Source organism: Devosia sp. GW821-FHT12F11, assembly GCF_058806655.1.
This window is the reverse complement of the sequence record NZ_JBXAPX010000001.1, coordinates 909,091-935,247: the sequence shown is the minus strand read 5'-3', so window position 1 is coordinate 935,247 and position 26,157 is coordinate 909,091. Positions and strand designations below refer to the sequence as shown.

The window sequence follows — 26,157 nt, the reverse complement described above, 5'->3', positions numbered from 1 at the left end:
AAGGGTGGGGGTCAGCCCGCGCCGGGCGTAGAAGCTACCCTGCCAGCACCGGCCGCATCGCCAGCGCCAGGAGGATCAGCAGCGCGCGGTGCGGTTGTTCGATATCGCGGGTGCCGTCCATCAGCTTGAGCACGATGCCCGCTTCGGGGTGGCCGCTGCGCTCGATGTACGGGCGGAGGTCCTGCAGCGCCCGGAAGGCGGTGCCGGTGCTGCCCGAGCTCAGCGCCGCTGCCGCCTGCAGCAACAGGCGGGAATGCTCCGCATTGGAGCGCTTGCGGAGGTCGTCGCTCAAGCGGCCGAACAGGCCGGGCAGGCGGTAGCCCAGCACCTTCTCCTCGTGCCGCCACTCGCGCGAAAAGCTCTCTTCCCAGTCGAGGATCTTGGCCAAGGCCAGCAGCACCACCTTGCTGCGCGGCTCGCCTGCCATGCTCACCGCATCGCCGGCCAGTTCGCGATAGACCTGCAGCAGGCCATCGACGCTCTGGCTGTCACGGAATTTGCCGAGCGCCGAAACCGCTGCCAGCCGGGCGTCGATCTCGGGATCGTCGGCCAGCATGCGGCGGATACGCGGTAGCTGCCTCGTATCCCGGATATCGCCGAGGGCGCGGGCAGCGCGAGCCCGCAGCAGCGGGTTCGGGCTATCGAGGAAGCGGGCGATGGCCTCGCCGCTCTGGGTCGCCTTGATCCGGCCGAGCGAGTTGAGTGCCGCATATTGCAGCTCGACCAGCCCATCATAGGCCAGCATGGATTCGAGCGCCCGCACCACCGCCGGGCTCGGCGGCAGGTGGCCGAGCGACTGGATCGCTTCGTGGCGGACATCGAAGCTCGGGTCGCTCAGCGCGGCGATCAGCTCTTCCTTGACCAGCGCGCTGCGGGTCTTGCCGAAGCCATAGGCCAGGTCGCGGCGGCGTTCCTCTGAGGTCAGTGCGCCATAGCGATGAATCCCCCACAGGGCACTGAGCGGCCGGCCGCGGCCGAACTGGCCGAGGAAATCGCGCACCCCGGTCGCGCCCTCCTCCTTCAGCATGGCGAAAGTGATGGCGGAGACCACGACCATCGCGGCGCTGAGCGCGAACAGCGTCTCGAAATTGCCCAGCGTCACGCCGGCGATGACGATGGTGTTGCTCGCCAGCAGTTCGAGCAGCCAGCCGGCAAGGAAGGCGGCGCCGCCGCCGATCAGACCGTCGGTCATATAGGCGAGCGTCATGTAGCTCTCCTTTTTGGCCGGCGGCACATAGTTCAGCATGTAGATGCCGCCCACCGAGATGGCGCTCTGGAACAGCATGCCGAAGACGAAGAAGATCAGCCCGACGATGAAGATGGTGCCGGGCGTATCCCTGGTGACGAACATCAGTGCGATCAGCGTCGCCACCTGCAGCCCCTGCAGCGTGATGCGGATGGCCCGAGTGCCGTAGCGATCGACGAACCAGCCCGAGGCAACGCTGCCGACCGCAGCACCGACCGGGATGAACGCCGCCATCAGCACGATCTGGCCCGACGAGATGCCGAGCCGCTCGCGGAAGAATAAGAGGATGAAGAGGTTGATGACGGTATAGACGAGGAACTGCGTGCCCGAGGACACCAGGTAGAGCAGGAAGTTGCCGTCGCGCAGCGGCACCCCCATGGCGCGGATGGCGTCGAAGCCGCGCGCCGAGCCAGGGCGCGGCTTGCCGCCGCCGAGCCCGAACAGCGTCGACGCGGCGATGACGCCCAACAGCAACCCGATGGCAAAGACCGGAAAGAAGCGCTCGATGCCGTGCTGACCGTCGAGCCAGAGCTGCACCAGGACCGAACCGACCAGCGCCACCGGCAGATAGGCGACGGCGATGCCACCGGTCAGCCGGCCGCGGATGAAGCTCGGCATATACTCCTGCGACCATGGCCAGATCGCGGTTTCGGCCAGGGTGCGGAAGATCGAGAAGCCGAGCATGGCCGCGAACAGCACCCAGAACACCATGTCCGGATTACCCTGGAACATCGGCGCCACGAGGATCAGCGACAGACACAGATAGCGGGTGAGCGAGGCATAGCCGGCCACCCGGCGATGGCCGAAGGCCATGACGATGGGCAGGAACACCACCGCGATCACCTGCACGAACGGCATGATACCACCGATCAGCCCGATGCGGTCCTTGGGCACGCCCAACTCGGCGGCGAACAGCGCCAAGGGCGAGGTGACGGTGCAGAGCAGCGCCGCAGCGGTGATGATGTTGAAGGCGTAGAGATAGGGGATGCGCCGGATCTTGTCGAAATCCGACTGCTCCTCGTACTCGGCAACGCCGACGCCTTCTACCCGCGACACGTCAAAATCCCCCCTCACGGACTCGCCTTGGTTCATGCGGCGATCCGGTATCCCTTGATCACATACTGGCCGTTCTCGAAACTCCAGCAGGCGGCGTAGATTTCCCCGTTCTGCAGACGTAGCAGCGAGGGCTGGCCGAACTTCAGGCTGCCGAACTGCTTCTTGATGTCGGCCGAGTCGCTGCCCATCGCCGCGTCGGCGAAGAGGTTCAGCTCCTCCTCGACCGTCAGGCCGCCATTGAGGTCGACGCGGCGGACGATCAGTCCGACCGGCGCCTCCCGGTGCGAATGGATGGTCAGCGCCTTGCCGCCGCCAAGCGATAAGAGGTTCGAGGCCTGGCCGCGAATGCCGGTGTCGATCGCCGGCTCGAACGTCTCGCCACCATCGTTCGAGAGGACGATATGGTTGCTGAGGTTGGCGCCGGCGGCATTGTCATAGGCCCAGAAGATCACCGCGACGCGGCCGCCGCCGAGATCGGCGATGCGGCTCTCCCAGGTCGAGACGTTGCCGGCGGGCGAGCGATAGAACTCCGAGAGCTTGTTCCAGCTTTTGCCATTGTCGTCGCTGGCGATGATCCAGCCCGCATGGCCATCCTTGCCGAGGTGAAACGGCGCGGTGGCCGCGATGATGCGGCCCGAGGCGAGCTGGATGGCTGGGCCGGAGAGCTCGAGCGGCTGGCCCTCGACATCAAAATAGACAGGGACGCTCCAGTTGCGCCCGCCGTCGGTCGACGTGCTGGTCTTGTTGCGCAGGGTCAGCAGCTTGAAGGTTTCGGGGTCGACCACCGGGGTCAGCGGGGTCGGCCTGACGAAGACGTAGCCGGTGGCGAGGAGCGAGCCATCGGCCAGCAGCAGCGGCTTGAAGCTCTCGGATTCTTCGGGACGCACTTCGTGGTCGGTGAGGCGGACAGGGGCAGACCAGGTGCGGCCGTTGTCGGAACTGCGGCTCACATGGGCGCGGGCATCGGCGGCGTCGAAGGCCTGGCCGATGGTGAAGATGGCAACCAGCTCGCCCGAGGCCAGTTGCACGATGCCCGGGAACGTTGCCTGGCGGCTGACCAGCAGCGGGTCGGGGTTGGCGTAGATGGTGATCTCTTCAAGGCGCCGCATCGAAAACTCCGGTCAGGCGAAAGGGTTGGACCAGTGGCGGTACTGGCCGGGGGTCTTGCCGCGCCGCTTGCGGAACGCGGCGGCGAGGGTGGCGGCATGGCCGTAACCGACCTCGGCGGCGATGGTGGCCAGCGACTTGTCGGTCGAAACCAGCAGTTCCTCGCTGCGGGTGAGGCGCAACTCCCGCAAGTGCTCGCCGGCCGAGGTGTGCCGCGCCTTGCGGTGCATGGCGCGCAACGCACTCTCGGAAATCCCCAGCAACGCCGCGACATCGGCGAGGGTACGCATGCGGTGGAGGTTTTGCCCGGCCTGGGTCCAGGCGATGGTCAGCCGGTCTTCGTCGATGGTCGGCGCTTCGGGTATGCCCGGGCGCGCGAAGCCGTCGAGCAGGCTCAGCAGCAGGCGCTTGCGGCGCGGCAGCTCGTCGGAGCGATTGCGCCGGGCGAGGTGCATGGCGAGGCGAATGAGATTCTGCAGATGCAGCGCCTCGTCCGGGTTGGGCAGTGCGTAGCCGGGCCCCGCCGGCTCGCCGGCCATCGTAAAATGGCAGATCGAAGCGGTGGCGAAGGCGCCGAGCGTCGCGCCCTGGAACTGGGTGCCCGGCAGGATCAGCACGCCGGCGGGCGCCACCAGTTCGAGCCGCACGCCAAGCTCGGGAAAACCGATGGCGACGCGCCCCTCGTGCACCCAGAACAGATCGTGGAACGGCCATCGTACGGGTCCGATCGGCATGCGGCGATTGATCCGACCGAAGCGGTGGTCGCGCAGCTCGAGCTGATCGGTGTCACAGGACATGACGCCTCGCCAGTGCCGGTTGGCGGCGGCAATCGGATTTCCTAACGTGATGCCGATCCTCGGCAATGACGGGAGGGCGGCGTTGGCCTTTCATCTGACACGGCCGCATTGGCCCTGAGGAGAGGAGCGCAGGATGAGTGCTGCAATGAGCATTCCGCATAGCCAGCTGAAGGCGGATTTCGACCGGGACGGCTTCATCGCCTTCCGGCCGCTGTTCGATGCGGCCAGGATGGCCGAGATCAACCGCGAGCTCGACCGGTTCCTGATCGAGTGCGTGCCGAAAATGTCCGAGACCGAGGTCTATTACGAGGACAAGGCGAACCGCTCGACGGTCAAGCAGATGATGTACCTCGAAAAATACGACAGCTATTTCAAGACGCTGCTCAGCGACGGGGTGATCAAGCAGTTGGCCGAGACGGTGCTGGGCGAGGAAGCGGTCGCCCAGAACATGGAATATTTCAACAAGCCGCCGGGCATCGGCAAGCAGACGCCGCCGCACCAGGATGGTTATTATTTCAAGATCGCGCCGCCCAAGGCGATCACCGGCTGGCTGGCGCTGGAGCCGGTCGACGACGAGAACGGGTGCCTGCAATATGTCCGTGGCTCGCACGCCTTCGAGGGCTGGCGTCCACATGGGCGCTCCGAGATTCTCGGTTTTTCGCAGGGGATCATCGATTTCGGCACCGAGCACGATGTCGCCAACACCGTGGCGCAGCCGGGTCCGGCCGGCATGCTGCTGATGCACGATTGCAAGACGGTGCACTGGGCCAGCCCCAACCGCTCGCCGACCCGCTCGCGCCGGGCGCTGGGCTTTGTGTATTTCGGGGCGAGCGCCAAAACCGACGAGGAAATGAAGCGGGCCTACCAGGCCAAGCTCGACGCCGAACTCAAGGCCGCCAATCAGATCTGACGGTTCGCCCGGATGGTGCGGCTCAAACCGCGCCATCCGCTCCGTCCTCCCGGCGCGCTCCTCGATCGTCAACGTCCGCCCGGTCGCGCGTTGCACGCCACCGCCCCTCCGCACCGCATCGGCGCAGAGTATGTTACTATAATAACATGGTTGGACGGTCAAACGCGGTGGATCAATCTGGCGAAAGCTCACGCGCCAAGTTGAACGAGAGGCTCTGTCACTGGTATTTCCCCACCCACGGTGTCACCCCGGCGCAGGCCGGGGCCCATCCCGAGATGGTGACGGACTCGTGCAAGAGCCGCCACATCTCAGGATGGGTCCCGGCCTTCGCCGGGATGACATCGCGTTTGGGGCGCTGCCGGTGACAAGCTCCCGTTACGGAGGTCACATGTCGAAGGCCGCAGCGAATTTGAGCTCGCCGCGCGGCGGCGGACCGGACAGCACCAGCCGCTGCACCAGCCGCCGATCGAGATCGCCATAGGCCAGGAGACCATCGCTCTCGAAGCCGGCGCGTCCATAGATATCGGGGTTGCCGATCAGCGCCACGCCGGCAGCGCCCTGTTCGCGCAACAGCGCCAATCCGCGCGCAATGAGTGCCTTGCCGATGCCCTGGCGCTGCCGGTCGGCGCGAACGGAGATCGGCCCGAGCCCGAACCAGCCGGCATGCACGCCATCGATGGTGACCGGCGAGAAGGCGATGTGCCCGACGATCACGCCATCGTCTTCGGCTACCAGCGACAGCGTCAGGTCGCCGGAGGCGCGCAGGGCCCGGATGATCGGTGCTTCAGTGCCGCTGCTGAACGGCATCGGCTCGAACGCCACGCGGGTCAGCGCATGGATCGCCGCATCGTCCGCAGGCAGTTCGCCTCGAATCTCCACGTGCACCTCAAGAAGTTGGGGAGACCGATATTTCTCACTGCGCGCCAGTCGTCAAATTTGTCGCGCCATCGAGCCGGAATAGTCTGCAACTTTTCCCGAATGCGCTCCGATGACGCAATCCCCATCCGTTCGGACGGGGTACCTCCCCCACGCAGCTATGGTACGCATACCGGTCCACCGGCTCGCCCGGCGGTTCATTGCTTGAAAGGACAAAAAGTGAAGCTCGAATCCATCGCGCTCCATCATGGCTACAAGTCGGAGGAAACCACCAAGGCGGCAGCGGTCCCGATCTATCAGACCACGTCATACACGTTCGACAACACCCAGCACGGCGCGGACCTGTTCAACCTCGCGGTCCCCGGCAACATCTATACCCGCATCATGAATCCGACGACGGCGGTGCTCGAGCAGCGCGTCGCCGAGATGGAAGGCGGCATTGCCGGCCTCTGCGTCGCCTCGGGTATGGCGGCCATCACCTATTCGATCCAGGCGATCGCCGGCGTCGGCGACAACATCGTCTCGATCAGCCAGCTCTATGGCGGCACCTACAACCTGTTCATGCACTCGTTCCCGCGCCAGGGCATCGAGGTGCGGATGGCCGACCAGGGCGATTTCGAAGGGCTGGAAAAGCTCATCGACAAGAACACCAAGGCAGTGTTCTGCGAGTCGATCGGCAACCCGGCCGGCAACGTCGTCGATATCCAGCGGCTGGCAGAGATCGCGCATCGCCACGGCGTGCCGGTGATCGTCGACAACACGGTGGCGACGCCGTACCTGTGCAAGCCGTTCGAGTTCGGCGCCGATATCGTGGTGCACGCGCTCACCAAATACATCGGCGGGCACGGCAACTCGATCGGCGGCATCATCGTCGACTCGGGCAAGTTCGACTGGGTGAAGAACAAGGATCGCTTCCCGATCCTCAACGAGCCCGACCCCTCCTATCACGGCGTGGTCTATACCGAGGCGCTGGGGCCGGCGGCCTATATCGGGCGCTGCCGCGTGGTGCCGCTGCGCAATACCGGCGCTGCCTTGTCGCCGCATAACGCCTTCCTGTTCCTGCAAGGGCTCGAGACGCTCGGGCTCCGGATGGAGCGCCATTGCGAGAACGCCGAAAAGCTCGCGGCCTGGCTGAAAAAGCACCCCAAGATCAACTGGGTGAACTACGCCCAGCTGCCGGACAGCAAGTACAATGCGACGGCCAGGAAGATCACCAAGGGCAAGGCCTCGGGCATCATCAGCTTCGGCATCAAGGGCGGCGCCGTCGCCGGCTCGCAGTTCATCGATGCGCTGCAGATGATCCTTCGGCTGGTCAATATCGGCGACGCCAAGTCACTGGCCTGTCATCCGGCCTCGACCACGCACCGCCAGCTCGGCCCCGAGGAGCTGGCCAAGGCCGGCGTCTCTGAGGACCTGGTCCGCATCTCGGTCGGTATCGAGCACATCGACGACATCATCGCCGACGTCGAGCAGGCGCTGGCAAAGGTCGCCTAGGCTAACTACATGTCCGTCGGCGCGCTCGACGCGCCGGCGGCTCCGAAAGGCCTGTATCCGTGACTGCTCCCGAAGGCCCGCGCCTCCACCCGACCGGCCGATTGATCCCGCCCGAACTCGACGACGCCATGGTGACCGCGGTGGTCGAACAGTTCTACGGGCGAGCGCGGCGCGACGAGGTGATCGGGCCGGTGTTCAACCGGGTGATCCCGGAGGCCGAATGGCCGGCGCATCTGAAGACCATCGCCGATTTCTGGAGCTCGATGCTGCTGGGCAGCGGCCGCTACTATGGCCGTCCGATGCCCAAGCATATCGCCATCCCCGAACTCTCCGACCGGCATTTTGCGCGCTGGCTGAAGCTGTTCCGCGAGACGGTGGAAGAGCTCTGCCCGCCTGATGTGGCGGCGCTGTTCGTCGAGCGCGCCGAACGCATCGGCACCAATTTCCGCCTGCGCATCGCGCAGTTCCGCGGGCAGAACCTCGACGAGGTCAGGCCGATCCGGGCCGGCGACGAGTCTCCCGAACAGGCCTGACGACATCAAACAAAAAGCCCCGCGCCAGTGGCGCGGGGCTCGACTGAGGCGACCGATAACGGCTCAGGCGCCGAAGAAGGTCGAGGGCAGGATGCCGATCAGGGTAGCGAAGGACCGGACCACTTCGAGCGGCACGTTGGTGCCGGTGAGGCTACCGGAGGCCTCCACCTTCATCGGCGTGGTGATCTTCTCGCCGTCGACGGTGACAGTGACGTTGTTGGAGTTCTTCATGATGATGCTGCCGGTGATGCCGTCGACCGAGGCGAAGAGGTCGGCGTTCTCGTCGGTCGTGGCGAACAGCGCGTCGTCACCCACCAGTTCGGTGGAAGGCAGCGTCAGCGTCAGGTCGTACTGGGTCTGGCCTTCTACGCCGGGGGTGTCGGTGAACGGCATGTTGCCCTTCAGCTCATAGACCTTGCCGCCGCAGTCGGCCGACAGCGACATGAACCAGGAATAGGTCTGGTAGGCGAACACCATGTTGCCCGACCAGGTGCAGCCCTTGTCGGACGGCAGGCCGGCCGAGGGGATGAACAGCCGGTTGAGATCGACGGTGTCGACGGCACTGTTGATCGGACCGGAATTGTCGCCGGTGATCTTCTTGAGCACCGACTGGGTGAGACCGGCGGCGCCGCTCGAGGAGAGTTCTGGCTTCAAGTTCAGCGAGCCGGCAAACTGCTTGGTGTCCGGCGCCACCTTGCCGACCGCGAGGTAGTTGATCGACAGCGTCCGTGCGTCGGTGCTGCCGTCAGCGGTAACGGTGTATTGGCCGAGATACTGGGTGCGCGGCAGCGCCTGCTTGTTGGACGGATTGATGATCGAGCCGTTGCCGCCGATGGCGCAAGCCTTGTCGTTGCGCACGATCAGGAGCTCGGTGCGGCCGGCGGTGCAATCGACGGTGATGTTGCTCACCACCTGCGCGTCGGAAAGCGTGACGGCGAAATGATCCTGCTTGGAGGTATCCTTCAGGGTCGGCATGTCGGCGATGGTCGCGAAGTTGACCACCGCCGGAGGCGGTGTCTGCGCGGCAGCGCCGGCGACGAGGCCGAGCATCGCAAAGCCGGCGAGTGCAATTCGTTTCATGGCAATTCTCCCTAGGAGTCACAGGGGCTTGGAGCCGAATGCGGGTGCCGGCGGAGCCCCAAGCCCACCGTCCACGCTGATCAGCGATAAGTGATCAGCCGCGCTTGAATGCCTGATGAATGGCGCAGTCAGCTGCCGCTCAAGTGGCGCTCAGAAGAACGGCAGCGGACCGGCGCCGGGGTCGATCGGGACGTGATGGGTGACCATTCCCACCCCCGCACGCCAATGATGCAGCAGCAAGGCCGACGGCTCGACGAACGAGGCGGGTTCGGCGGCAGGCGCGAGGCGCAGGGCGATAGCCGTGGTGGTGCTCGGGGCGGTCTGCAGCAGGCTGCCGCCGAAGCGCAGCGACATATGACGGTGAACATGGCCGCAGAGCAGGCGCTCCACCGCCGGGTAGCGCGCAATGATCGCCGCCAGCCGCTCACCGTTGAAACAGCGGTAGGCGTCGATGAAGCCGATGCCGGTTTCGACCGGCGGCTGGTGCAGCATGATCAGCGTCGGCCGCTCCGGCTCAACCGCCAGCGCCGCCTCCAGCCACATCGCCGTCGCTGCATCGAAATCGCCGTGATGCTGGCCCGGCACACTGATATCGAGGCCGATGACGCGGACCGGCCCGTGGCCGCCGGCGGCAAAATGCAGCGGGCCGGTGGCGGGCAGGTAACCCCTGTCGGCGAAGGCGGCGCGGAAGGCTTCGCGCTCGTCGTGATTGCCGGGGATGGCCAGCACCGGCTGCCGAATGGCGGCCAGCAGGCTCCGGGCCAGACGGTACTCCTCGGGTGCCGCGTGCTCGGTGACGTCGCCGGTCAGCAGCACCAGGTCGGGGGCCGGATCGAGCGTCGCCAGCCGGTCGATCGCGGCCTCGAACATGGCGTTGGAATCGACCAGCCCCTGGTACAGCGTGCCGGGCGCGCAAAGGTGCGGATCGGAGAGCTGGGCGATCAGCATCGCCGGCTCAGGCCCTCACGTAGTCGAACAGCACCCGACGCAGCTCGGCTTCGTCCTCGGCCTCGAGCGCGGCGGTGAGCGCCGCGAGGGCCGGCAGCAGGTCGGCGGTCTGGCGGGCGGTCGGCGGTGAGCGCAGGATTTTAGGCTGCGTGGTGCGCAGCGCATTGGCCGGATCGAAGAACAGTTCCTCGGTCAGCTTCTCGCCTGGCCGGGCGCCGGTTTCGTGGATGGCGATGTCGCCCTTGGGGTTGTCGTCGGATTTCACCGACAGGCCGGCCAGCCGGATCATGTTTTCGGCCAGATCGCGGATGCGCACCGGCTCACCCATCTCGAGCAGGAAGATGTCGCCGCCCTCGGCCATGGCGCCGGCCTGGACGATCAGCTCGGCCGCCTCGTGGATCGACATGAAATAGCGGGTCATGCGGTTGTCGGTGAGGGTCACCGGACCGCCGGCGGCGATCTGCTCGCGGAACAGCGGCACCACGGAGCCGTTGGAGCCGAGCACATTGCCGAAGCGCACCGAGCAGTAGCGCATGCCGCTGCCCTTGCCGTAGTGGCGAACAATCAGCTCGGCCCAGCGCTTGGTCGCCCCCATGACGCTCGACGGCCGCACCGCCTTGTCGGACGAGATCAGGACGAAGCGCTTGACCCCTGCAGCAACCGCGGCCTCGACCAGGATGCGGGTGCCCAGAACGTTGTTGCGGACGCCCTCGAGCGCATTGGCCTCGACCAGCGGCACGTGCTTATGCGCCGCGGCGTGGAAGATCACTTCGACGCCCTGCCCCTCGAGCGTGCGGCGGACCAGCGCAGCATCGGCGATCGAGCCGAGGACCGGGACGATCTCCACCTGGGCCAGGGTGCGCAGGTGTCGGTCGATCTCGTAGAGAGCGAACTCGTTGGCCTCGAGCAGCACCAGTTTCCTCGGCGCGCGCTGAACAATCTGCCGGGTGAGCTCGGAGCCGATCGAGCCGCCCGCGCCGGTGACGAGGATCACCCGGCCGGTGAGGATTTCCCCCATCAGCTCGGGATCGGCCGGCACGGCGGACCGGCCGAGCAGGTCATCGATATCGATCTCGCGCAGCTGGCTGATCAGGTACTTGCCGGAGACCAGGTCGGCGATCGCCGGCAGCGCACGGATCTTGACCGGGTGGTGGCTGAGTTCGGTGACGATCTGCGCCCGGCGCGTGGCGTCGGCTGACGGGATCGAGAGGATCACCTCGCTGACGCCGCGATTGCGGATCAGCTCACCAAGCTTCGTCGGTGGGTCGACGCGGATGCCGGCGACGTCGCGGCCCCACAGGCTTTGGTCGTCATCGACGAAGGCCACGACATAGCTGGCGCGATGCGCCCTGAGCGCCTCGGCGAGCTGCGTGCCGGCCGAACCGGCGCCATAGATCACCACCCCGCCGGCATGGCCGAGGTTACGCTCAGGCAGCCAGAGCAGCGCCTTGGCGAGGAAGCGCGAGCCGGCGACGATGACGGTGCCGAAGATGAAATAGAACAGCGGCACGGTGCGCGGAAAGATCGCCAGCCGCGTCGCCTCGGCGAGGAACAGGGCGAACACCCAGAGCAGGGTTGCCAGCATCATCGCCTGGATGATGGTCCACAGCGCCCGCTCCGGCAGGTAGCGGATCACGGCGCGATAGAGCCCGAGCCGGATGAACACCGGCACGGCGAGGAGCGGCGCCAGCAGCATCAGCAGGATGTGCGACATGCTGGGCGTGAAGGCGCCACCCAGCCGAATGGCGAAGCTCAGCCACAGCACGCCGAGTAAAGCGAGGGTGTCGAAGCCGATCAGAATGGCTTGCTTCCAGCGACGCGGCAGTCCGCTCAGTCCGTCGCGGACTTTGTTCAACGTCATAGAAAACCCACCCGCCGCGAGCCGCGTGGCCTGCGACCCCGGGTTTTGTAACGATGCCGGCCGGTCTTTCCAACGCCTTTATGCTATGGCATCACAGCCCAAATCGCCGAACCAGGAATTCGACATGACGATCAGACTGCACCGGGGCGACCTGCCCGACCTCTCGCGCTATGGCCGGGAGGTGGCGATCGACACCGAAACGATGGGCCTCGATCCGCGCCGCGACCGGCTCTGCGTGGTGCAGCTCTCCCCCGGCGACGGCAGCGCCGACGTGGTGCAGATCCCGCAGGATCTGAAGGAAGCGCCGAATCTGGTGAAGCTCCTCAGCGACCCCGGCGTCACCAAGATCTTCCACTACGCGCGCTTCGACATGGCGGTGCTGAAGCACCGCTTCGGCATCGTCACCGGCCCGGTCTACTGCACCAAGATCGCCTCCAAGCTGGTGCGCACCTATACCGACCGGCACGGCCTCAAGGACCTGGCGCGCGAGCTGCTCAATATCGACATGTCCAAGCAGCAGCAGAGCTCGGACTGGGGCGCCGAGAAGATTTCCGAAGCGCAGCTCGACTATGCCGCCTCGGATGTCCTTTACCTGCACGACCTGAAGCGCCACCTCGACCGGATGCTCAGGCGCGAAGGCCGGACCGAGCTTGCCCAGGCCTGCTTCGAGTTCCTCAAGCACCGGATCGACCTCGACCTGATGGGCTGGGACGAGACCGACATCTTCGCGCATAGCTGATGGCGTCGCTGGTCGCCCCGCAGGACCGCGTCGCCCTGTACGGGCGGCTGATGCGCCGCAACCGGCTGGTCGGCCTGCTGCGCTGGCTGGTGCCGGCCGGCGGCGCACTGATCTTCGTGGTGCTGCTGGCGATGATGGTCATCGATACGCTCGGGCAGCGCTTCGGCTATTCCAACATCAGGATCGACCGCGACAACCTGGTGGTGGAAACGCCGCGCCTCACCTCCACCGGCGACGACGGCACGCTCTACGCGCTGTCGGCGCGGGCGGCGAAGGTGGCGCCGACGCAGAACGACCTGATCGACATGGAGGACGCGGTGTTCACCATGACCCCGCCGGAAGGCGCGGCGATGCAGGCGGAAGCAGCGGCGGCGCAGTTCCAGACCAACGACCAGTTGCTGAACGTGCCGGGCATCGCCCACGTCACCAGTTCGGAGGGCCTGGACGGCACGCTCGAAGCCGTGTTCGCCGATCTGATGAACTGGAAAATGGTGGCGAGCGGCAATGTCGACATCACCATGCCGAGCGGTTCGCACATCGTCTCCGACGGCATGACCTATGATCGCGAAACCGGCATCTACACCTTCAAGAACGCCAAAGTGACGCTGGTCTCGACTCCGGGGGAAACCGAATGAAGCTGCTCGCCGCCCTCGTCATCCTCTTCGCCACGGCGCTGGCGCTGCCGGCGAGCGCCGCCGAGCCGGTGAACGTCTCGGCCGACGATTTCACCATCGACCAGAACAACAACAACGCCACCTTCAGCGGCAATGTGGTGATCACCCGGACCGGGCTGAAGCTATGGGCCGACAAGGTCGTGGTGGTCTATGGCAGTGGCGGGCAGAGCGATATCGACAGCCTCACCGCCACCGGCAACGTGCGGATCAAGACCGACAGCCAGGACGCCACCGGCGCCAAGGCGACGTTCGATCCCGACACCCTGATCCTCAGGCTCAGCGGCAACGTCACGGTGGTCAACGCGCAGGGCAAGCTGAACGGACCGGAGCTGACCATCAACCTCGCGACCAACAGCTCGGTGTTCAAGGGCAATGCGGGAGGCCGGGTGACCGGCGTCTTCACCCCGCAATGAACGAAGCGGCGACAATGACGGCCAAGACCCCGGTCGACCAGACCGGCTGGCTGGTGGCGCACGGGCTCAACAAGAGTTTCGGCAAGCGCACGGTGGTCGAAAATGTCAGCCTCGCGGTACGGCGCGGCGAGGCGGTTGGCCTGCTCGGCCCGAACGGCGCCGGCAAGACCACCGTCTTCACCATGATCATGGGGCTGGTGAAGCCGGACAAGGGCAAGATCCTGATCGACGGACGGCCGATCACCAACCTGCCGCTGTTCCAGCGCGGCCGGCTCGGCATCGGCTACCTGCCGCAGGAAAGCTCGATCTTTCGCGGTCTCAGCGTCGAAGGCAACATTCTCGCGGTGCTCGAGGGGCACGTACCGCGCAAAGCCGACAGGATGGCGCGGCTCGCCGAACTGCTGGCCGAGTTCGGCATCGCCCATATCGCCAAGTCCAATGCCCTGGCACTGTCGGGTGGGGAGCGGCGGCGCGTCGAAATCGCCCGGGCGGTCGCCACCGATCCCTTGTTCATGCTGCTCGACGAGCCCTTCGCCGGTGTCGACCCGATCGCGGTCAGCGAGGTGAAGATGCTGGTCAGGCATCTCACCCGACGCGGCATCGGCGTCCTGATCACCGACCATTCGGTACGCGAAACCCTGTCGCTGGTCGACCGCGCCTACGTGATCCACGAGGGCCATGTGATGATCCAGGGCAAGCCCGATGTCATCGCCGCCGACCCCGAGGCGCGACGGGTCTACCTGGGCGACACGTTCGAGGTTTGAGGCGACCCCGCTATTCGCCGCTCGCCATTCGCCCACTGGCCAAATTCTGGCACGGTTCTTGCCCTGAGCGCTCCAATCATGCATGGATGGCGTGGGAAGCCTCACTTAGTTGCCTCAGGGGAAACGCGCGTATGGCCTTGTCGCCACGGCTTGAGGTTCGTCAGAGCCAGGGCCTGACGCTCACGCCGCAACTGATGCAGTCGATCCGGCTGCTGCAACTCAGCCACCTCGAGCTCAACAGCTTCGTCGAGGCCGAATTGCTGCGCAATCCGCTGCTCGAGCGCGAGGACGGGGCGGAGCCGACCGACGAGACGGCGGAAGCGCCGGAGCGCCCGGCCGAACTCAACGCAGCCGAGGACACGGTCGACTATTCCGAGCGGATCCAGTCGGCGGACTCGATCGCCAATGGCTATGACACCGAGGTCGAGAACGTCTTCCCCGACCAGTCGGCGCCGGAGCGGCAAACCGACTCGACGCAGTGGAACGAGCGAAGCGGCGGTGATGGCGAAGCCGCCGATATCGACCAGTTCGTCGCGGCGCGGCCGACGCTTGCCGATCATCTCGCGGCGCAGGCGGGCCTGATCATCGCCGACCCGGCGGAGCGGCTGATCGCGCAGTTCCTGATCGACAGCCTCAGCGAGGCGGGCTACCTCGCGGTCGAGCTCGAAACGGTGGCCGAGCAGCTCGGCGCACCGGTCGAGACGATCGAAGCAGTGCTCAAGCAGCTGCAGGGCTGCGACCCGGTCGGGGTGTTCGCGCGGGATGTGCGCGAGTGCCTGGCGTTGCAGCTCAGGGAGAAGGACCGGCTCGATCCCATGATGCTGCGGCTGCTCGACAATCTCGAGCTGGTCGCCCAGCACGACCTCGCCGCGCTCGCTCGCGCCGTGGGCGCCGACCGCGAGGACCTCAGCGACATGCTGGCTGAACTGCGCCAGCTCGACCCCCGGCCGGGACGCGCCTTCGAGGCGGGCCCGGTGGAATCTGTGGTGCCCGACGTGTTCGTGCGGCCAGGGCCCGGCGGCGAATGGCAGATCGAGCTCAATGCCGACGTATTGCCGCGCGTGCTGGTCAACCGCACCTATTATGCCTCGGTGACCAAGAAGACCCGCGACACCACGGAGAAGAGCTTCCTCACCGATTGCCTTGCCACCGCCAACTGGCTGGCCAAGAGCCTCGACCAACGGGCGCAGACCATCCTCAAGGTCACTGCCGAGATCGTGAAGCAGCAGGATGGCTTTCTCGTCCACGGCATCACGCATCTGAGGCCAATGACGCTGAAGGCCGTTGCCGATGCCATCGAAATGCACGAGTCGACGGTGAGCCGCGTCACCTCGAACAAATACGTCTCGACGCCGCGTGGGCTGTTCGAGATGAAGTATTTCTTCACCACGGCGCTCGGCTCATCGACCGGCGAGGGCGACCATTCCGCCGAGGCGGTGCGCCATCGGATCAAGCAGATCATCGACGCCGAGCAGCCGGCTGACATCCTCTCCGACGACACCATCGCCGAGATGCTGCAGAAGGAGCGCGGCATCGAGGTCGCGCGCCGCACCGTGGCGAAATATCGCGAGGGAATGAACATCCCCTCCTCGGTGATCCGGCGTCGCCAGAAGCGCGCCTTGGTCGCGGCGGGACGATAGCGCGTCGGCAACGCCGCTGTCGACACCCGGCATTTGAACCCAATGCCGATCCGCGCATTGCTCCCTGGGTAGGGGCGGACTAGACTCCCCTTACCGGGGTGACCACATCTCATGGTGGCGGCCACTCTGGCTGGCTGTACTAATGAGAAAGAAGGACCTCCATGACACTGCGCGTCTCAGGAAAAAACATGGATGTCGGCGATGCCCTTCGCGTGAAGGCGCAGGGCCATTTCGACACGGTGGTGAAGAAGTATTTCGACGGCAACTACACCGGCCACCTCACCCTCGAGCCCGAGGGCTCGGGCTTCAACGCCCAGTGCATGGTGCACCTCGATTCCGGCGCCGTGCTGCAGTCGAGCTCCTATGGCGGGGATGCGCTCTCGGCATACCAGGGCATGGCGGACACCATCGAGAAGCGGCTGCGCCGCTACAACCGCAAGCTCAAAGCCCACCGGCGCGGCGCCAATGGCAGCGCCGAAGAGGCGCCGTCCTACGTGCTGGCCGCGCCCGGCGAGGACGACGAACTGATGGAGGATTACTCGCCACCGGTGATCGCCGAAGCCACCTCGAGCCTCAGGCAGATGTCTGTGGGCGAAGCGGTGATGCAGCTTGATTTGACCCAGGCGGAAGTGGTCGTATTCCGCCATGCTGGACATGGTGGCCTAAATGTGGTCTACCGCCGCGCCGACGGCAATATTGGCTGGATCGATCCAGCCCTCAGGCCGAACTAGGGCTCCGGAAAAGCTTGCTCTTTCCGCATCCACGATAGGAACTTCTTGATGGAATTGGCTGACATCCTCTCGGAGGAGTCCGTGATTGTTTGCTCTGAGATCAAGACCAAGCTGGACGTGCTGCACAGGCTCTCCGAGCGGGCCGCAGAGATCACCGGGCAGGACGCAGCGACCATCTTCGAAGCGGTCAACGATCGCGAACAGCTGGGCTCGACCGGGCTGGGCAACGGCATCGCTATCCCGCATGGCAAGTTTGCCGGGCTGGGGGCGGTGACGGCCGTGTTCGCCAAGCTGGAAGAGCCGGTGGAATTCGAGTCGGTCGACGACCAGCCGGTCGACCTCGTGATGCTGCTGCTCGCGCCGATGGGCGCGGGCGCCGACCACCTCAAGGCGCTGGCCCGGGTGGCGCGCATCCTGCGCACCGACTCCGTCATCGCGCGGCTGCGGCGCTCGGACGACGCCGGCGAGCTCTACGGTATTCTCACCCAGCCGCTGGAAGCCACCCGCGCGGCGTAAGCGCAGCGAGGCTATTGCGGCTCCCAACGGGCCAAACGTTGGGTCCATCGGTGATTGTCGCCCCCCTCAATTCCCTCGAGGGGAGGATTGCCGCAGCCGCTGGATGTGGGATGTCCGGGTGGCTCCTCACGACCCCCTCTCTTGCGAAAACTGAGGACTTAGCAGCGCTAAGCCCAAGTTTTCGCTTTCTCCCCCGTCAAGGGGGAGAGTCCCGACTGATGCTCAGGCGCAAGTGGAAGGCACGGATCATCTCCCCCTTGGCGGGAGAGAAAGCAAAATCTTAGGTTTAGCCGTTTGGCTAAGCCTTAGATTTTGCAAGAGAGGGGGTCTTGGATGGCACAATGGCTCGACCGCCCCTTCACCGCCATGCGGGGGGCCATGGCGCAAAATCATCAGCGGTGGCCAGCCCCGCCCGCCCCGTCACATCACCTTCACCGAGCGCGCCTAGCGTCTCCAATGGTCGCGCCGCCTAAGCGCGCCACCCCGAGCCGTTCAGGAGAATGTGATGTTTGCCAGATTGTCGCTGGCGACAACGCTTGTTGTCGCCCTCAATTGCGTTGCCCCCAACGTTGTTTCGCTCAGCCTGGCCGCCGAGCCGGTGGCGATGACCTCGAGCGTGCTCGACAGCTTCGAAATCCCCGAGATCAACCAGGCGATCGGCGTCGATGCCGAGCACTTCTACGCCATAGACAACACTTCGATCGCTAAATACGCCAAGGACAGCAAGCAGTTGGTGCTGAGCCGCGATTACGAGGACATCGGCGCCATCCATTTCGACAGCGCCGCGGTGATCGACGGCAAGATCTATGTCGCCCACTCCAACTACCCGGTGTGGCCGATGACCTCGTCGCTGGAGATCTTCGACGCGGCAACGCTCGATCACCTCGAGAGCCACAGCTTCGGGATCCAGATCGGCTCGTTCACCTGGGTTGACCGCGCTGCAGACGGCACCTGGTGGGGCGGCTTCGCCAACTACAACCGGGTGTTCGACAAGAGCCCTGTCGCCTACGGCAACAAGTACAACACGCAGGTCGTGCGCTTCACCCCGGACTGGCAGGTGGCCTCGGCCTACGTGATTCCCGATGAGGTGGTGGAGAAGTTCGACGACATGTCGAACTCAGGTGGCTCGTGGGGACCGGATGGCAACCTCTATCTGAGCGGCCACGATCCAGCCGAAGCCTATGTGATGCAGCTGCCCAAGGTCGGCTCGACGTTCAACTGGGTCGGCACCGTGCCGCTTGCCATTGCCGGGCAAGGCATTGCCTGGGATCGCTCCGAGCCTGACGTGCTCTACGGCTTCGTGCGTAAAACCAAGACGGTCAACGTCAACAAGGTCGACCTCGACAGCCTCGGCGACTGACGGGTTCCGGGCGTGGGCGCCGGTGCGCTCACGCCACCCCCCGTTCAGTGCAGCGTCACGATGCCGAACGACTTGTCGCTCAGCCATTCCTCGACGGCTTCCTCGCTGTCGCCGACCATCAACGGCGAGCCGTCGGCCGAGACCACGATGTGGAAGTCGGAGTCCTCGCTGAATTCGCTGTTGGGCAGGATCGGACCCATGTCTGCGCCCTTGACGTGCTTGACGTAGACCACTGCATTGCCGCCGAGCGCCATGAACTGGGCCGGGGTCAGGTTCCGCAGGGGATTGTCGATGGGGTGTTCTCTGTTCTCTTGCACTTCATGTTCCCCTTTCTAGGCAGAACGGATCTCGATACGGCGGGCGATCTTTTCGGCTCTCGGACGAACAACTGCGATCATCAGCATGCCGTTCCGTAACATCGCGTCTTTGACCACCATGCCGTCGGCGAGGAGGAAGTTTCGCTGGAACTGCCGCGCGGCGATGCCGCGATGCAGGTACTGCCGGCTGGCGTCATCTTTCTGCCGGCCACGGACCAGCAGCTGATTGTCTTCCACCGTCACCTCGAGGTCGGGCTGGCCGAACCCCGCGACGGCGATGGAAATCAGAAAGGTCTCCGCGCCCTCTGCATCGAGCGAGCGCTCGATGTTGTAGGGCGGGTAGCCATCGGCGGCTTTGCTCATCCGATCGATGCGTTCCTCGAACGCGTCGAAGCCGAGCAGGAAGGGCGCCGAAAACATGGAGACGCGCGACATCCGTATCGTCCTTGTTCCAAGCAACGGTGTGGAGCGGCCCGAGTTTCAGTGGCGCCGTTCCATGCCCGTGATATGGGTCTGGGACCCTTCCCAATCAAGACCGCCGCCCGGCGGGGAGCATTGACTTTGACCGACAGCACGGTGGCGGTGGTGATCCCCGCCTTCAAGGCCGAAAGCTTCATCGAGGAGGCGGTTCGCAGTGTCCTCCAGCAGACCCACGCCGACTGGGAAGCGTGGATCGTCACCGATGACGGCGAGGACTATGAGGAGTTGCTCGGCCGCGCCGGTCTCGTCGACGAGCGCTTCCATTTCCTCAGCTCCGGCCGGGTCGGCGCCGGCGCGTCGCGGGCCCGCAACCTGGCGCTCGACCGCATCACCGCCCCCTATGTGGCCATCCTCGATGCCGACGACCGACTGAAACCGCGCAAGCTCGAACTGGCTGTCGCGGCGCTGGCCGAACACCCGATCGTTGCGTCGGCCCTCGACGTGATGGACGACGGCTACAGCCATCTGCGCTTCGTCGGCGATGGCGAGGACCGGGTGCTGCCCCCCGGCGCCTACAAGTTCGTCAACCTGTCGATGGATTCGATGATCGTCTGGGACCGCCGTCGCTGCGATGCGCGCTACGATCTCGAACTCACCAACATGACCGACCTCGAGCTGTTGATGCAGCTCTGGCGCACCGCCGGCACGGTCTACCACCTCGGCACGCCGCAGCATGACTACATCAAGCTCCCGAGTTCGATGAGCAACGGCATCGGCGTCACCGAGAAGATGATCGCTTCGAAAAAGGCCCTGCTGCAGCGACTGGAAACCGGCCACTACCGCTTCGCCACCTCCGGCGCCGCCGAAGGTCTGATCGCGTTCCTCGGCCTGTCGCTGGCCGCCGAAGCCGCCTACCCCATGGCACTGAAGGAAACCCCGGCCCTGCTGTTCGAGGATCACCTCGAGCCGATGCTCAGGGCCTACGAACAGCGGGTGAAGCTGGGCTAGAGCATTTCACCGTTTCGTTGAATCGATGAATGCTCCAGGTCTTTGACTTGGCCGCGCTTGAAATCGCTCTAAGGACGCGTCACCCGGCGCCACAGCGTTCCCAGCCGCGCCAGGTTCAGCCCGATATAGGCGGCGAGGACGGCGCGGCGTGGCAGGTCGAGGTGGCTGTTCCACACCTCGCGCATGCCGGCCTGGCGCAGGGCACGGCGCTGCGCTGGGCTGAAGGCCCAGTTCCGGCTGAGGCTGGTTTTCTGGAAGTATTTTCGGCAGAGCGTTTCGGGCACGCGGACGAAATCGCCGAGCAGCGACAGATGCAGGAGCCAGGTCCAGTCGGCCGAGAACTCACCCTCGGCATTGGGTTTGATCCCACCGGCCCGTGCGAAGCCCCAGGAGCGGAACAGGCCGCGGTTGGGCAGCCACCAGTCGGTCACCAGGCCGCCCATCACCAGGCCCCGCTCCAGTGGAGTCCGGCAGTCGGACAGGGCCTCGAACACCTTCGTCTCCCCCTGCCCGTCCGGCTGAAACAGCTGCATGTCGCTGTAGGCGAGCACCGCGTTGGGATTGTCGCACAGCGCCACGACGAGCTTTTCGACATAGGTCGGCTCGGCCGCATCGTCGTGGAAGGCGAAGAACATCAGCTCGCCGGTGGCGTTGGCCATCAGGTCGTTGGCGTTGCGCAGCCAGCCGAGATTTTCGCTTCGCCGCAGCACACGCACGTTGCCGCGGGTCGCGGCAAAGGCAGTGACGATCTCGAGGGTATTGTCGGTCGAGCAATCCTCGCCGATCAGGATCTCGAGATCAGGCCAGGTCTGGGCGGCGAGACTATCGAGAGTACGGTTGATGAAGGCGGCCGAGTTGTAGCAGGGGACAAGTGCCGTCACCTTCGGCCGCCAAGGCGCGGCTGGCGGCAGGGATTGATCCAGCATTGCCGCTAACCTCCCGAAATCTCGGCGGCCAGTAGCTCGGCCATCCAAGGTGCGGTCGAGTACTTGCCGGTATCGACCGAATAGTAGCTGCCTTGGCGCTGCACGCCGAAGCGGTCGCGCCGGTGGATGCTCGCCGCGGGATCATCGACCGATCCGCGGGCTTGGGCGAAGACGAAGCCGCCCCGAACCTTGATGTCCTCGGCCGCGTCGAAAACCGCGTTGATTCCGGGCAGCAGGGTGCTCAGTTGAGCTCGCACGGCGCCAACGAACTGTTGAGTAGCGGCAGCGTCCAGTGGTTCGGGCCGCCCGAGGGTGATACCGCCGCCTTGCCTGACCATGCCAACTGGGTACCAGGACATGTAGAAGTCCCGTCCATTGTAGTTTTTGACATCGCCAAAACCTCCGACGGTGATGAGGGCACTTCGCAGCGCAACCGGCCGTTTCGTTCGAACGAAGAGGCAATAGCGAAAGCGGTGCGACCATCCCGGCTCAGGCGTGAGACCCGCAGTCAGGTCCACGGCGAGGCGACCTTCCCACAACGCATTGACGACCACGTCGAACTGCTCGCGCGTGCCATCGTCGGTAGTTACCTGCCACTTCCCATCGACGTCGGCCACCGGCTTTGCCTCGGTGATCGTCGTCTCCAGCCGCAACGTGACTCCGGCCTGACTGCGCAGTGCTGCGGCGAGGCTCTCAGCGACCCACTGCGTGTTGATCGAGCGTTCGGGAACTTCGAGTGCGGCGACCACCTCTGCGGCGCCACTGATCTGGCTGCATTCGGAGGGAGAGAGCCTCCGGGTCCGGGCGGCTGAGACGTCGACCAGGTAATCCCGCGCTGCCGGGTGTTCGTGCAGCAGGTCATCGATGCGGCCGAATGTCTGCTCCAGCGTGACCGGATCGACCACCGAGTTGCGATGCACGAGATAGATGTCATCTCCCGTGGTGGTGTGCGGCCTGAGGTCGGTCTCCAGCAGCGCCGACAGTACGCGCCCGAAGCTCAGGCTGCCGGGGAGGATGTGCCGGGCAGTCCTGAGACTATCGTCTGCCCCGTAGAGATATCCCAGGTGGATTTTGCCTTCATTCCAGCGGCTGGCGCAGGCAACGGGTTCGCTCTCCTTATCGAACACGCTCACGTCGTGGCCTCGCCGGGCGAGCAACAGCGCCAGGCACGAGCCAAGGATGCCGGCGCCAAGTACGGCGATGCGTTTGACAGGCACTAGACGGGATCCTCGGAGTAGTCGCCTGCATCGTAAGGGGTGTCGCACAGAACCAGCAGGCTCGCCCGCGCGCCCCGATAGGTCTGGCTAGCCCAGACCGGTGGCTCGACAAGAATAGCACGGAGCTCAGCATCGAGGGTTAGTCGTTCGATGCCTCCGCCGTAACGAAGCTCGAGATCGATGCTGCCGGACAACCGCATCAGCAGTTGCCGTCCCCGATGGTGCCCGTGCCCGCCGCGGATGGCCCCATCCGGCGCCTCGACGATGAAGCTCCTGACCGCGGCAAAGCCATACTGGTCGAACGCCAGGGCGGTGAGAAGGCCGCGTTCATCTGCATGCGAGCTGGGGATCAACTCAGTGACCTTACCCCCAAACCAGACCCGCTCCATCCCGCCTACTTCAATACCGCTTCGACATCGCGCAGGTACGGCACCGACGGCTGGGCGCCCGGCTTCAGCACCGCAAGGCTGGCGGCCACGGCGGCCCGGCGCATGGCGGCTTCAAGATCGAGGCCACCATCGAGACCGGCGGCTAGGTAACCGCAGAAGGTGTCGCCGGCGCCGACGGTGTCGACCGGATCGACCTTCATGGCGGGAACGGCAAAGCTGCCGGTCGGGGTGGCGGCGCGCGCGCCATCGGGGCCGAGGGTGACGATCACCGTCTGGTTCTGCGATCTGGCCCAGTCGGTCATCGCGGCATCGAGCCTGTCGACGCCGGCGCCGGTCAGCAGTTCAAACTCGGTTTCGTTGGCGATGACGATCGAGGCCTGTTCGGCGACGGCCTTGGTGGTCTTCAGGAACGGCGCGGTATTGAGGATCGAGACGACACCCTGGGCTTTGGCCAGCTCCAGCGCCCGCTCGGTGGCGGGCTGCGGAATTTCCTGCTGCAGCATCAGCACCGAGCCGATGCCGAGCCCTTCCAGCGCCGCATCGGCGTCGGCCGGGCCCATGGTGCCGTTGGCGCCCGGGAGAATGGCGATGACGTTCTCGCCCGCCTCGTCAACGAAGATCATGGCGATGCCGGTGGCGCCCTCGACGATGCGCACGTGGCTGAGGTCCACGCCATCGGCGCGCAGCAGTTTCAGCGCCTCATCGGCAAAGCTGTCGGTGCCGGCCGCGGCGAACATCCGAACCTCGGCCCCGGCGCGGCGGGCGGCCAGCGCCTGATTGGCGCCCTTGCCGCCGGCGGCCATCGAGAACTGGTCCCCGGGCACGGTCTCGCCGGGCTTCGGGATGCGGCTGACGGTGCCGATCAGGTCGAGATTGGTGGAGCCGAGGACAGTGATCAATTGAGGACCTTGGGGATGGTGTTCCAGTTGCGCATCGTAGCGACTGCGCCCTTCTCCAACTGCCGGTCGAACTTGTCCAGCCCCGGACCGTGCCGACCGTCGGGCTGGCGGTAGCCGACGAGGTAGATTTCGCGCGCCTCAACCCGCACCACGTCGTAGTTGTCAGGGACACCGGTGTAGTTCGCGCCCTTGGGCAAAGGCTTTTCGAACAGCATGACGTAGCGGTGAAAATTGCCTTCGTCGGGATATCCAGCAAAGGGTTTTGCCGCCAGCATCGCCTCGATCTCGGGGCCCGAGCGCATCACCGCCTCGGAGAAGTAGCCCCAGCGCTTCTCGATTGCCGCTTCCAGCTCCGCCTTGGGGTCGTGCGGGCACTCGAAGCGCACATTGCCGCTGGCGAGGATGGTCTTTGTACCGGTGTAGCCGAGCTCGTCGCAAAGCGCCTTGAGATCGGCCATCTTCATCTGGCGCTTGCCGACATTGACGGCGCGCAGGAACGCCACCCAGACGGTCACTTCCGCTTGCCTTGCGGATAGATGGTCTCGCCACGCTTCAGCATGTCGACGAAGCTCTCGATCTTCTTCTTGCGGCCGGCCTCGGTCTTCATGTTGTGGGTGCGAAAAGCGATGGCGAAGCGGTTCTGCTCGCTGAGCCTGCCGAGCATTTCCCTGGCCGCCGGTTCGGCGTCGATCGCCGCCTGGAGGTCGTCCGGAATCTTCAGGTCCTTGCCGGCGCCATAGGCCTTGTCCCAGCGGCCATCGGCCTTGGCGGCCTCGACATGCTTCAGGCCATGCTCGGTCATGCGGCCCGACTTGGTCAGCCGGGCGACGTTGTCGACGTTGATCTTGCTCCAGATGCTCTTCCTGCCACGGCGGGTGTAGCGCTGCAGGAAACTCTTGTCGTCAAAGCCCTTGCGCACGGCGTCGATCCAGCCCCAGCACAGGATGACGTCGATAGCTTCCTTCGCAGTGATCGAGGGCAGGCCGGAACCGACCTTGTGGATCTTGATCCAGACCTCGTCCCAGCTGTCGTGGTGCTTCGACAGCCAGTCGTAGAAGGCCTGCTCGTCCTTGAACTCGAGCACCTTGTCGGGATCGACATAGACCGGCGCCATCAATCGGGCTCGCGATCGATGATCTTCTGCAGCGCCGGCTCGAGCCGCTCGTCGTTGGGCAGTTGCAGGCCGAAGGTGCCGGTGAGCAGTTCGCGCAGTTCGGCGACCGAATTGATCAACCGGCCCTCGCTCGGCGCGCCGACGGTGTGGATGTTGAGCTTGCGATTGAACAAGGCGACGCGCCTGGTCTTCTCCACCTTGGCGACCAGCAGGTTCTGGGTGAAGAACGGCGACGAGTCGGCTTCGTCGTTCAGCCTCGCCAGTTCGTCCATGCTGCGCTCGGTGCGCTCGAAGCTGTAGAGCGCGTGCCACTCGCCCTCGATCTCGATCTCCACCGTCCAGGTGCCGTCGGCTTCGAGCAGGCGGAAGGTATCGAGCGGCGTGGCTTGCGGCACGTCGGCCCGCAGCCGAAGTGGCGCCGTGGCAGTCTGACCGCCGAAGCCGACATCGGCAAGATAGGTGACGCCGGCGACTTCGACGGTCAGCACCAGATGGCGCAATGGCGGCTCCTCGCCCTCGGCCAGGCCCCAGAGCACACGGGCGCCGTGCATCTTCACCTCGAAGTCGAGTTCCTCGAGCATCGCCTTGAACAGCAGGTTGTGCTCGAAGCAATAGCCGCCGCGGCGATCGAACAGCAGCTTCTGCTGCAGGTTGGCCAGGTCGAGCCGGACCGGCGCGCCCATCAGCGGATCGAGGTTCTCGTAAGGGATCGCCGCCGGATGCAGTTGATGCAGTTGGCTCAGCGTCTCCAGCGAGGGAGCGATCGAGCCGGCAAAGCCGAGACGCTCGAACCAGGCATCGATATTGGCCTTTGATGCCACGGACATCCCCACCGCTGATTCCGGGAGGGCCATAATGATGAGCGGAACGGGATTTGTCACCCCGCCCCGCAACACCCTGCCCGGACGGGCAGGTGGGGCGCCTCAGATGCTCCACCCAGCGGTTCATTCCCGCGAAAGCGCATGGGCGCTATGTTATGGTCGCGCCCACCCACCGGCTGTCATCCCTGCGAAGGCAGGGACCCATCTCACCGCCAGCACCAGCTGATAGTTGGGTCCCAGCTTTCGCTGGGATGACACCGAGTTTGGGGGACTTGCACAGCGTCGGTTCGCTTACCCGGCG

Annotated in this window: 28 protein-coding genes; 12 read left to right on the top strand and 16 right to left on the bottom strand. The window is 65.3% G+C overall.

Features of this window, described 5'->3' with window-relative positions:
- Positions 1-34: 34 nt before the first annotated feature.
- Genes AC1ROK_RS04715 through AC1ROK_RS04705 form a run of 3 tightly spaced genes read right to left on the bottom strand, consistent with a single transcriptional unit; the run spans position 35 to position 4,206 of the window.
- On the bottom strand, positions 35-2,302 hold the full coding sequence (locus AC1ROK_RS04715; protein ID WP_492844319.1) for an MFS transporter: 2,268 nt from the start codon (positions 2,300-2,302) through the stop codon (positions 35-37).
- Positions 2,303-2,334: 32 nt separating this feature from the next.
- Positions 2,335-3,411: a sialidase family protein gene (locus tag AC1ROK_RS04710; RefSeq protein ID WP_492844317.1), complete on the bottom strand. Its 1,077-nt coding sequence runs from the start codon at positions 3,409-3,411 to the stop codon at positions 2,335-2,337.
- A gap of 12 nt (positions 3,412-3,423) precedes the next feature.
- Positions 3,424-4,206, bottom strand: a complete 783-nt coding sequence (locus tag AC1ROK_RS04705) for a helix-turn-helix transcriptional regulator (RefSeq protein ID WP_492844315.1) — start codon at positions 4,204-4,206, stop codon at positions 3,424-3,426.
- A gap of 145 nt (positions 4,207-4,351) precedes the next feature.
- On the opposite strand from AC1ROK_RS04705, the gene AC1ROK_RS04700 reads away from it, so the two are divergent.
- Positions 4,352-5,116, top strand: coding sequence for a phytanoyl-CoA dioxygenase family protein (locus AC1ROK_RS04700; RefSeq protein WP_492844313.1), 765 nt, complete (start codon positions 4,352-4,354; stop codon positions 5,114-5,116).
- Between the two features lie 384 nt (positions 5,117-5,500).
- On the opposite strand, the gene AC1ROK_RS04695 is transcribed toward AC1ROK_RS04700, so the two are convergent.
- A complete protein-coding gene (locus AC1ROK_RS04695; RefSeq protein ID WP_492844311.1) occupies positions 5,501-5,995 on the bottom strand; it encodes a GNAT family N-acetyltransferase in 495 nt (164 codons plus the stop codon).
- Between the two features lie 216 nt (positions 5,996-6,211).
- Here AC1ROK_RS04695 and AC1ROK_RS04690 point away from each other — a divergent pair, with 216 nt between their 5' ends.
- Both AC1ROK_RS04690 and AC1ROK_RS04685 read left to right on the top strand, forming a co-directional pair.
- Positions 6,212-7,486 (top strand): O-acetylhomoserine aminocarboxypropyltransferase/cysteine synthase family protein, encoded by a 1,275-nt coding sequence (locus tag AC1ROK_RS04690; protein ID WP_492844309.1) that lies wholly within the window; start codon positions 6,212-6,214, stop codon positions 7,484-7,486.
- 59 nt (positions 7,487-7,545) lie between these two features.
- A complete protein-coding gene (locus AC1ROK_RS04685; protein ID WP_492844307.1) occupies positions 7,546-8,019 on the top strand; it encodes a group III truncated hemoglobin in 474 nt (157 codons plus the stop codon).
- Positions 8,020-8,082: 63 nt separating this feature from the next.
- Here AC1ROK_RS04685 and AC1ROK_RS04680 read toward each other — a convergent pair whose 3' ends face one another.
- The 3 genes from AC1ROK_RS04680 to AC1ROK_RS04670 form a co-directional block, all read right to left on the bottom strand.
- A complete protein-coding gene (locus AC1ROK_RS04680; RefSeq protein WP_492844305.1) occupies positions 8,083-9,099 on the bottom strand; it encodes a hypothetical protein in 1,017 nt (338 codons plus the stop codon).
- Between the two features lie 150 nt (positions 9,100-9,249).
- Positions 9,250-10,047: a phosphodiesterase gene (locus AC1ROK_RS04675; RefSeq protein ID WP_492844303.1), complete on the bottom strand. Its 798-nt coding sequence runs from the start codon at positions 10,045-10,047 to the stop codon at positions 9,250-9,252.
- Positions 10,048-10,054: 7 nt separating this feature from the next.
- Positions 10,055-11,908, bottom strand: coding sequence for a polysaccharide biosynthesis protein (locus tag AC1ROK_RS04670; protein ID WP_492844301.1), 1,854 nt, complete (start codon positions 11,906-11,908; stop codon positions 10,055-10,057).
- Positions 11,909-12,032: 124 nt separating this feature from the next.
- On the opposite strand from AC1ROK_RS04670, the gene AC1ROK_RS04665 reads away from it, so the two are divergent.
- The 8 genes from AC1ROK_RS04665 to AC1ROK_RS04630 all read left to right on the top strand — a co-directional run bounded on the left by AC1ROK_RS04665 (position 12,033) and on the right by AC1ROK_RS04630 (position 18,745).
- Positions 12,033-12,647, top strand: a complete 615-nt coding sequence (locus tag AC1ROK_RS04665; protein WP_492844299.1) for a ribonuclease D — start codon at positions 12,033-12,035, stop codon at positions 12,645-12,647.
- Positions 12,647-13,282: an LPS export ABC transporter periplasmic protein LptC gene (gene lptC, locus AC1ROK_RS04660; protein ID WP_492844297.1), complete on the top strand. Its 636-nt coding sequence runs from the start codon at positions 12,647-12,649 to the stop codon at positions 13,280-13,282. Before AC1ROK_RS04665 ends, lptC begins: the two co-directional genes overlap by 1 nt.
- Positions 13,279-13,734 carry a lipopolysaccharide transport periplasmic protein LptA gene (lptA, locus tag AC1ROK_RS04655; RefSeq protein WP_492844295.1) on the top strand — a complete coding sequence of 152 codons (456 nt, stop codon included), beginning with the start codon at positions 13,279-13,281 and terminating at the stop codon, positions 13,732-13,734. Before lptC ends, lptA begins: the two co-directional genes overlap by 4 nt.
- A complete protein-coding gene (gene lptB / locus AC1ROK_RS04650) occupies positions 13,731-14,498 on the top strand; it encodes an LPS export ABC transporter ATP-binding protein (protein ID WP_492844293.1) in 768 nt (255 codons plus the stop codon). Before lptA ends, lptB begins: the two co-directional genes overlap by 4 nt.
- 131 nt (positions 14,499-14,629) lie before the next feature.
- Positions 14,630-16,138, top strand: a complete 1,509-nt coding sequence (rpoN, locus tag AC1ROK_RS04645) for an RNA polymerase factor sigma-54 (protein ID WP_492844291.1) — start codon at positions 14,630-14,632, stop codon at positions 16,136-16,138.
- A gap of 161 nt (positions 16,139-16,299) precedes the next feature.
- Positions 16,300-16,869, top strand: a complete 570-nt coding sequence (locus AC1ROK_RS04640; RefSeq protein WP_492844289.1) for a ribosome hibernation promotion factor — start codon at positions 16,300-16,302, stop codon at positions 16,867-16,869.
- 48 nt (positions 16,870-16,917) lie between these two features.
- On the top strand, positions 16,918-17,385 hold the full coding sequence (locus tag AC1ROK_RS04635) for a PTS sugar transporter subunit IIA (RefSeq protein ID WP_492844286.1): 468 nt from the start codon (positions 16,918-16,920) through the stop codon (positions 17,383-17,385).
- Between the two features lie 505 nt (positions 17,386-17,890).
- Entirely contained in the window at positions 17,891-18,745 is an 855-nt protein-coding gene (locus AC1ROK_RS04630; RefSeq protein WP_492844284.1) for a cycloisomerase, read from the top strand.
- Positions 18,746-18,789: 44 nt separating this feature from the next.
- Here AC1ROK_RS04630 and AC1ROK_RS04625 read toward each other — a convergent pair whose 3' ends face one another.
- Positions 18,790-19,062, bottom strand: a complete 273-nt coding sequence (locus AC1ROK_RS04625; protein ID WP_492844282.1) for a DUF1150 family protein — start codon at positions 19,060-19,062, stop codon at positions 18,790-18,792.
- Between the two features lie 15 nt (positions 19,063-19,077).
- On the bottom strand, positions 19,078-19,497 hold the full coding sequence (locus tag AC1ROK_RS04620; RefSeq protein ID WP_492844280.1) for an Hsp20 family protein: 420 nt from the start codon (positions 19,495-19,497) through the stop codon (positions 19,078-19,080).
- Between the two features lie 126 nt (positions 19,498-19,623).
- On the opposite strand from AC1ROK_RS04620, the gene AC1ROK_RS04615 reads away from it, so the two are divergent.
- On the top strand, positions 19,624-20,490 hold the full coding sequence (locus tag AC1ROK_RS04615; protein WP_492844278.1) for a glycosyltransferase family 2 protein: 867 nt from the start codon (positions 19,624-19,626) through the stop codon (positions 20,488-20,490).
- 68 nt (positions 20,491-20,558) lie between these two features.
- Here the strand turns inward: AC1ROK_RS04615 and AC1ROK_RS04610 are convergent, their stop codons facing one another.
- From AC1ROK_RS04610 to AC1ROK_RS04580, 7 genes are read right to left on the bottom strand one after another with little or no spacing between them, the layout of a single operon-like run.
- The gene (locus AC1ROK_RS04610) at positions 20,559-21,416 is read right to left on the bottom strand and encodes a glycosyltransferase family 2 protein (protein WP_492844276.1); all 858 of its coding nucleotides are present in this window, start codon (positions 21,414-21,416) and stop codon (positions 20,559-20,561) included.
- Positions 21,417-21,421: 5 nt separating this feature from the next.
- Positions 21,422-22,633 (bottom strand): NAD(P)/FAD-dependent oxidoreductase, encoded by a 1,212-nt coding sequence (locus tag AC1ROK_RS04605; RefSeq protein WP_492844274.1) that lies wholly within the window; start codon positions 22,631-22,633, stop codon positions 21,422-21,424.
- Positions 22,633-23,022, bottom strand: a complete 390-nt coding sequence (locus tag AC1ROK_RS04600) for a WxcM-like domain-containing protein (RefSeq protein WP_492844272.1) — start codon at positions 23,020-23,022, stop codon at positions 22,633-22,635. The genes AC1ROK_RS04605 and AC1ROK_RS04600 overlap by 1 nt, the downstream gene beginning before the upstream one ends.
- 5 nt (positions 23,023-23,027) lie before the next feature.
- On the bottom strand, positions 23,028-23,921 hold the full coding sequence (locus tag AC1ROK_RS04595) for a ribokinase (RefSeq protein ID WP_492844270.1): 894 nt from the start codon (positions 23,919-23,921) through the stop codon (positions 23,028-23,030).
- Positions 23,918-24,436 (bottom strand): DUF1697 domain-containing protein, encoded by a 519-nt coding sequence (locus tag AC1ROK_RS04590; RefSeq protein ID WP_492844268.1) that lies wholly within the window; start codon positions 24,434-24,436, stop codon positions 23,918-23,920. Before AC1ROK_RS04590 ends, AC1ROK_RS04595 begins: the two co-directional genes overlap by 4 nt.
- Complete coding sequence (locus AC1ROK_RS04585; RefSeq protein ID WP_492844266.1) at positions 24,433-25,035, bottom strand: YdeI/OmpD-associated family protein; 603 nt, start codon at positions 25,033-25,035, stop codon at positions 24,433-24,435. The genes AC1ROK_RS04590 and AC1ROK_RS04585 overlap by 4 nt, the downstream gene beginning before the upstream one ends.
- Entirely contained in the window at positions 25,035-25,862 is an 828-nt protein-coding gene (locus AC1ROK_RS04580) for an arylamine N-acetyltransferase family protein (protein ID WP_492844264.1), read from the bottom strand. The genes AC1ROK_RS04585 and AC1ROK_RS04580 overlap by 1 nt, the downstream gene beginning before the upstream one ends.
- Positions 25,863-26,157 lie beyond the last annotated feature (295 nt).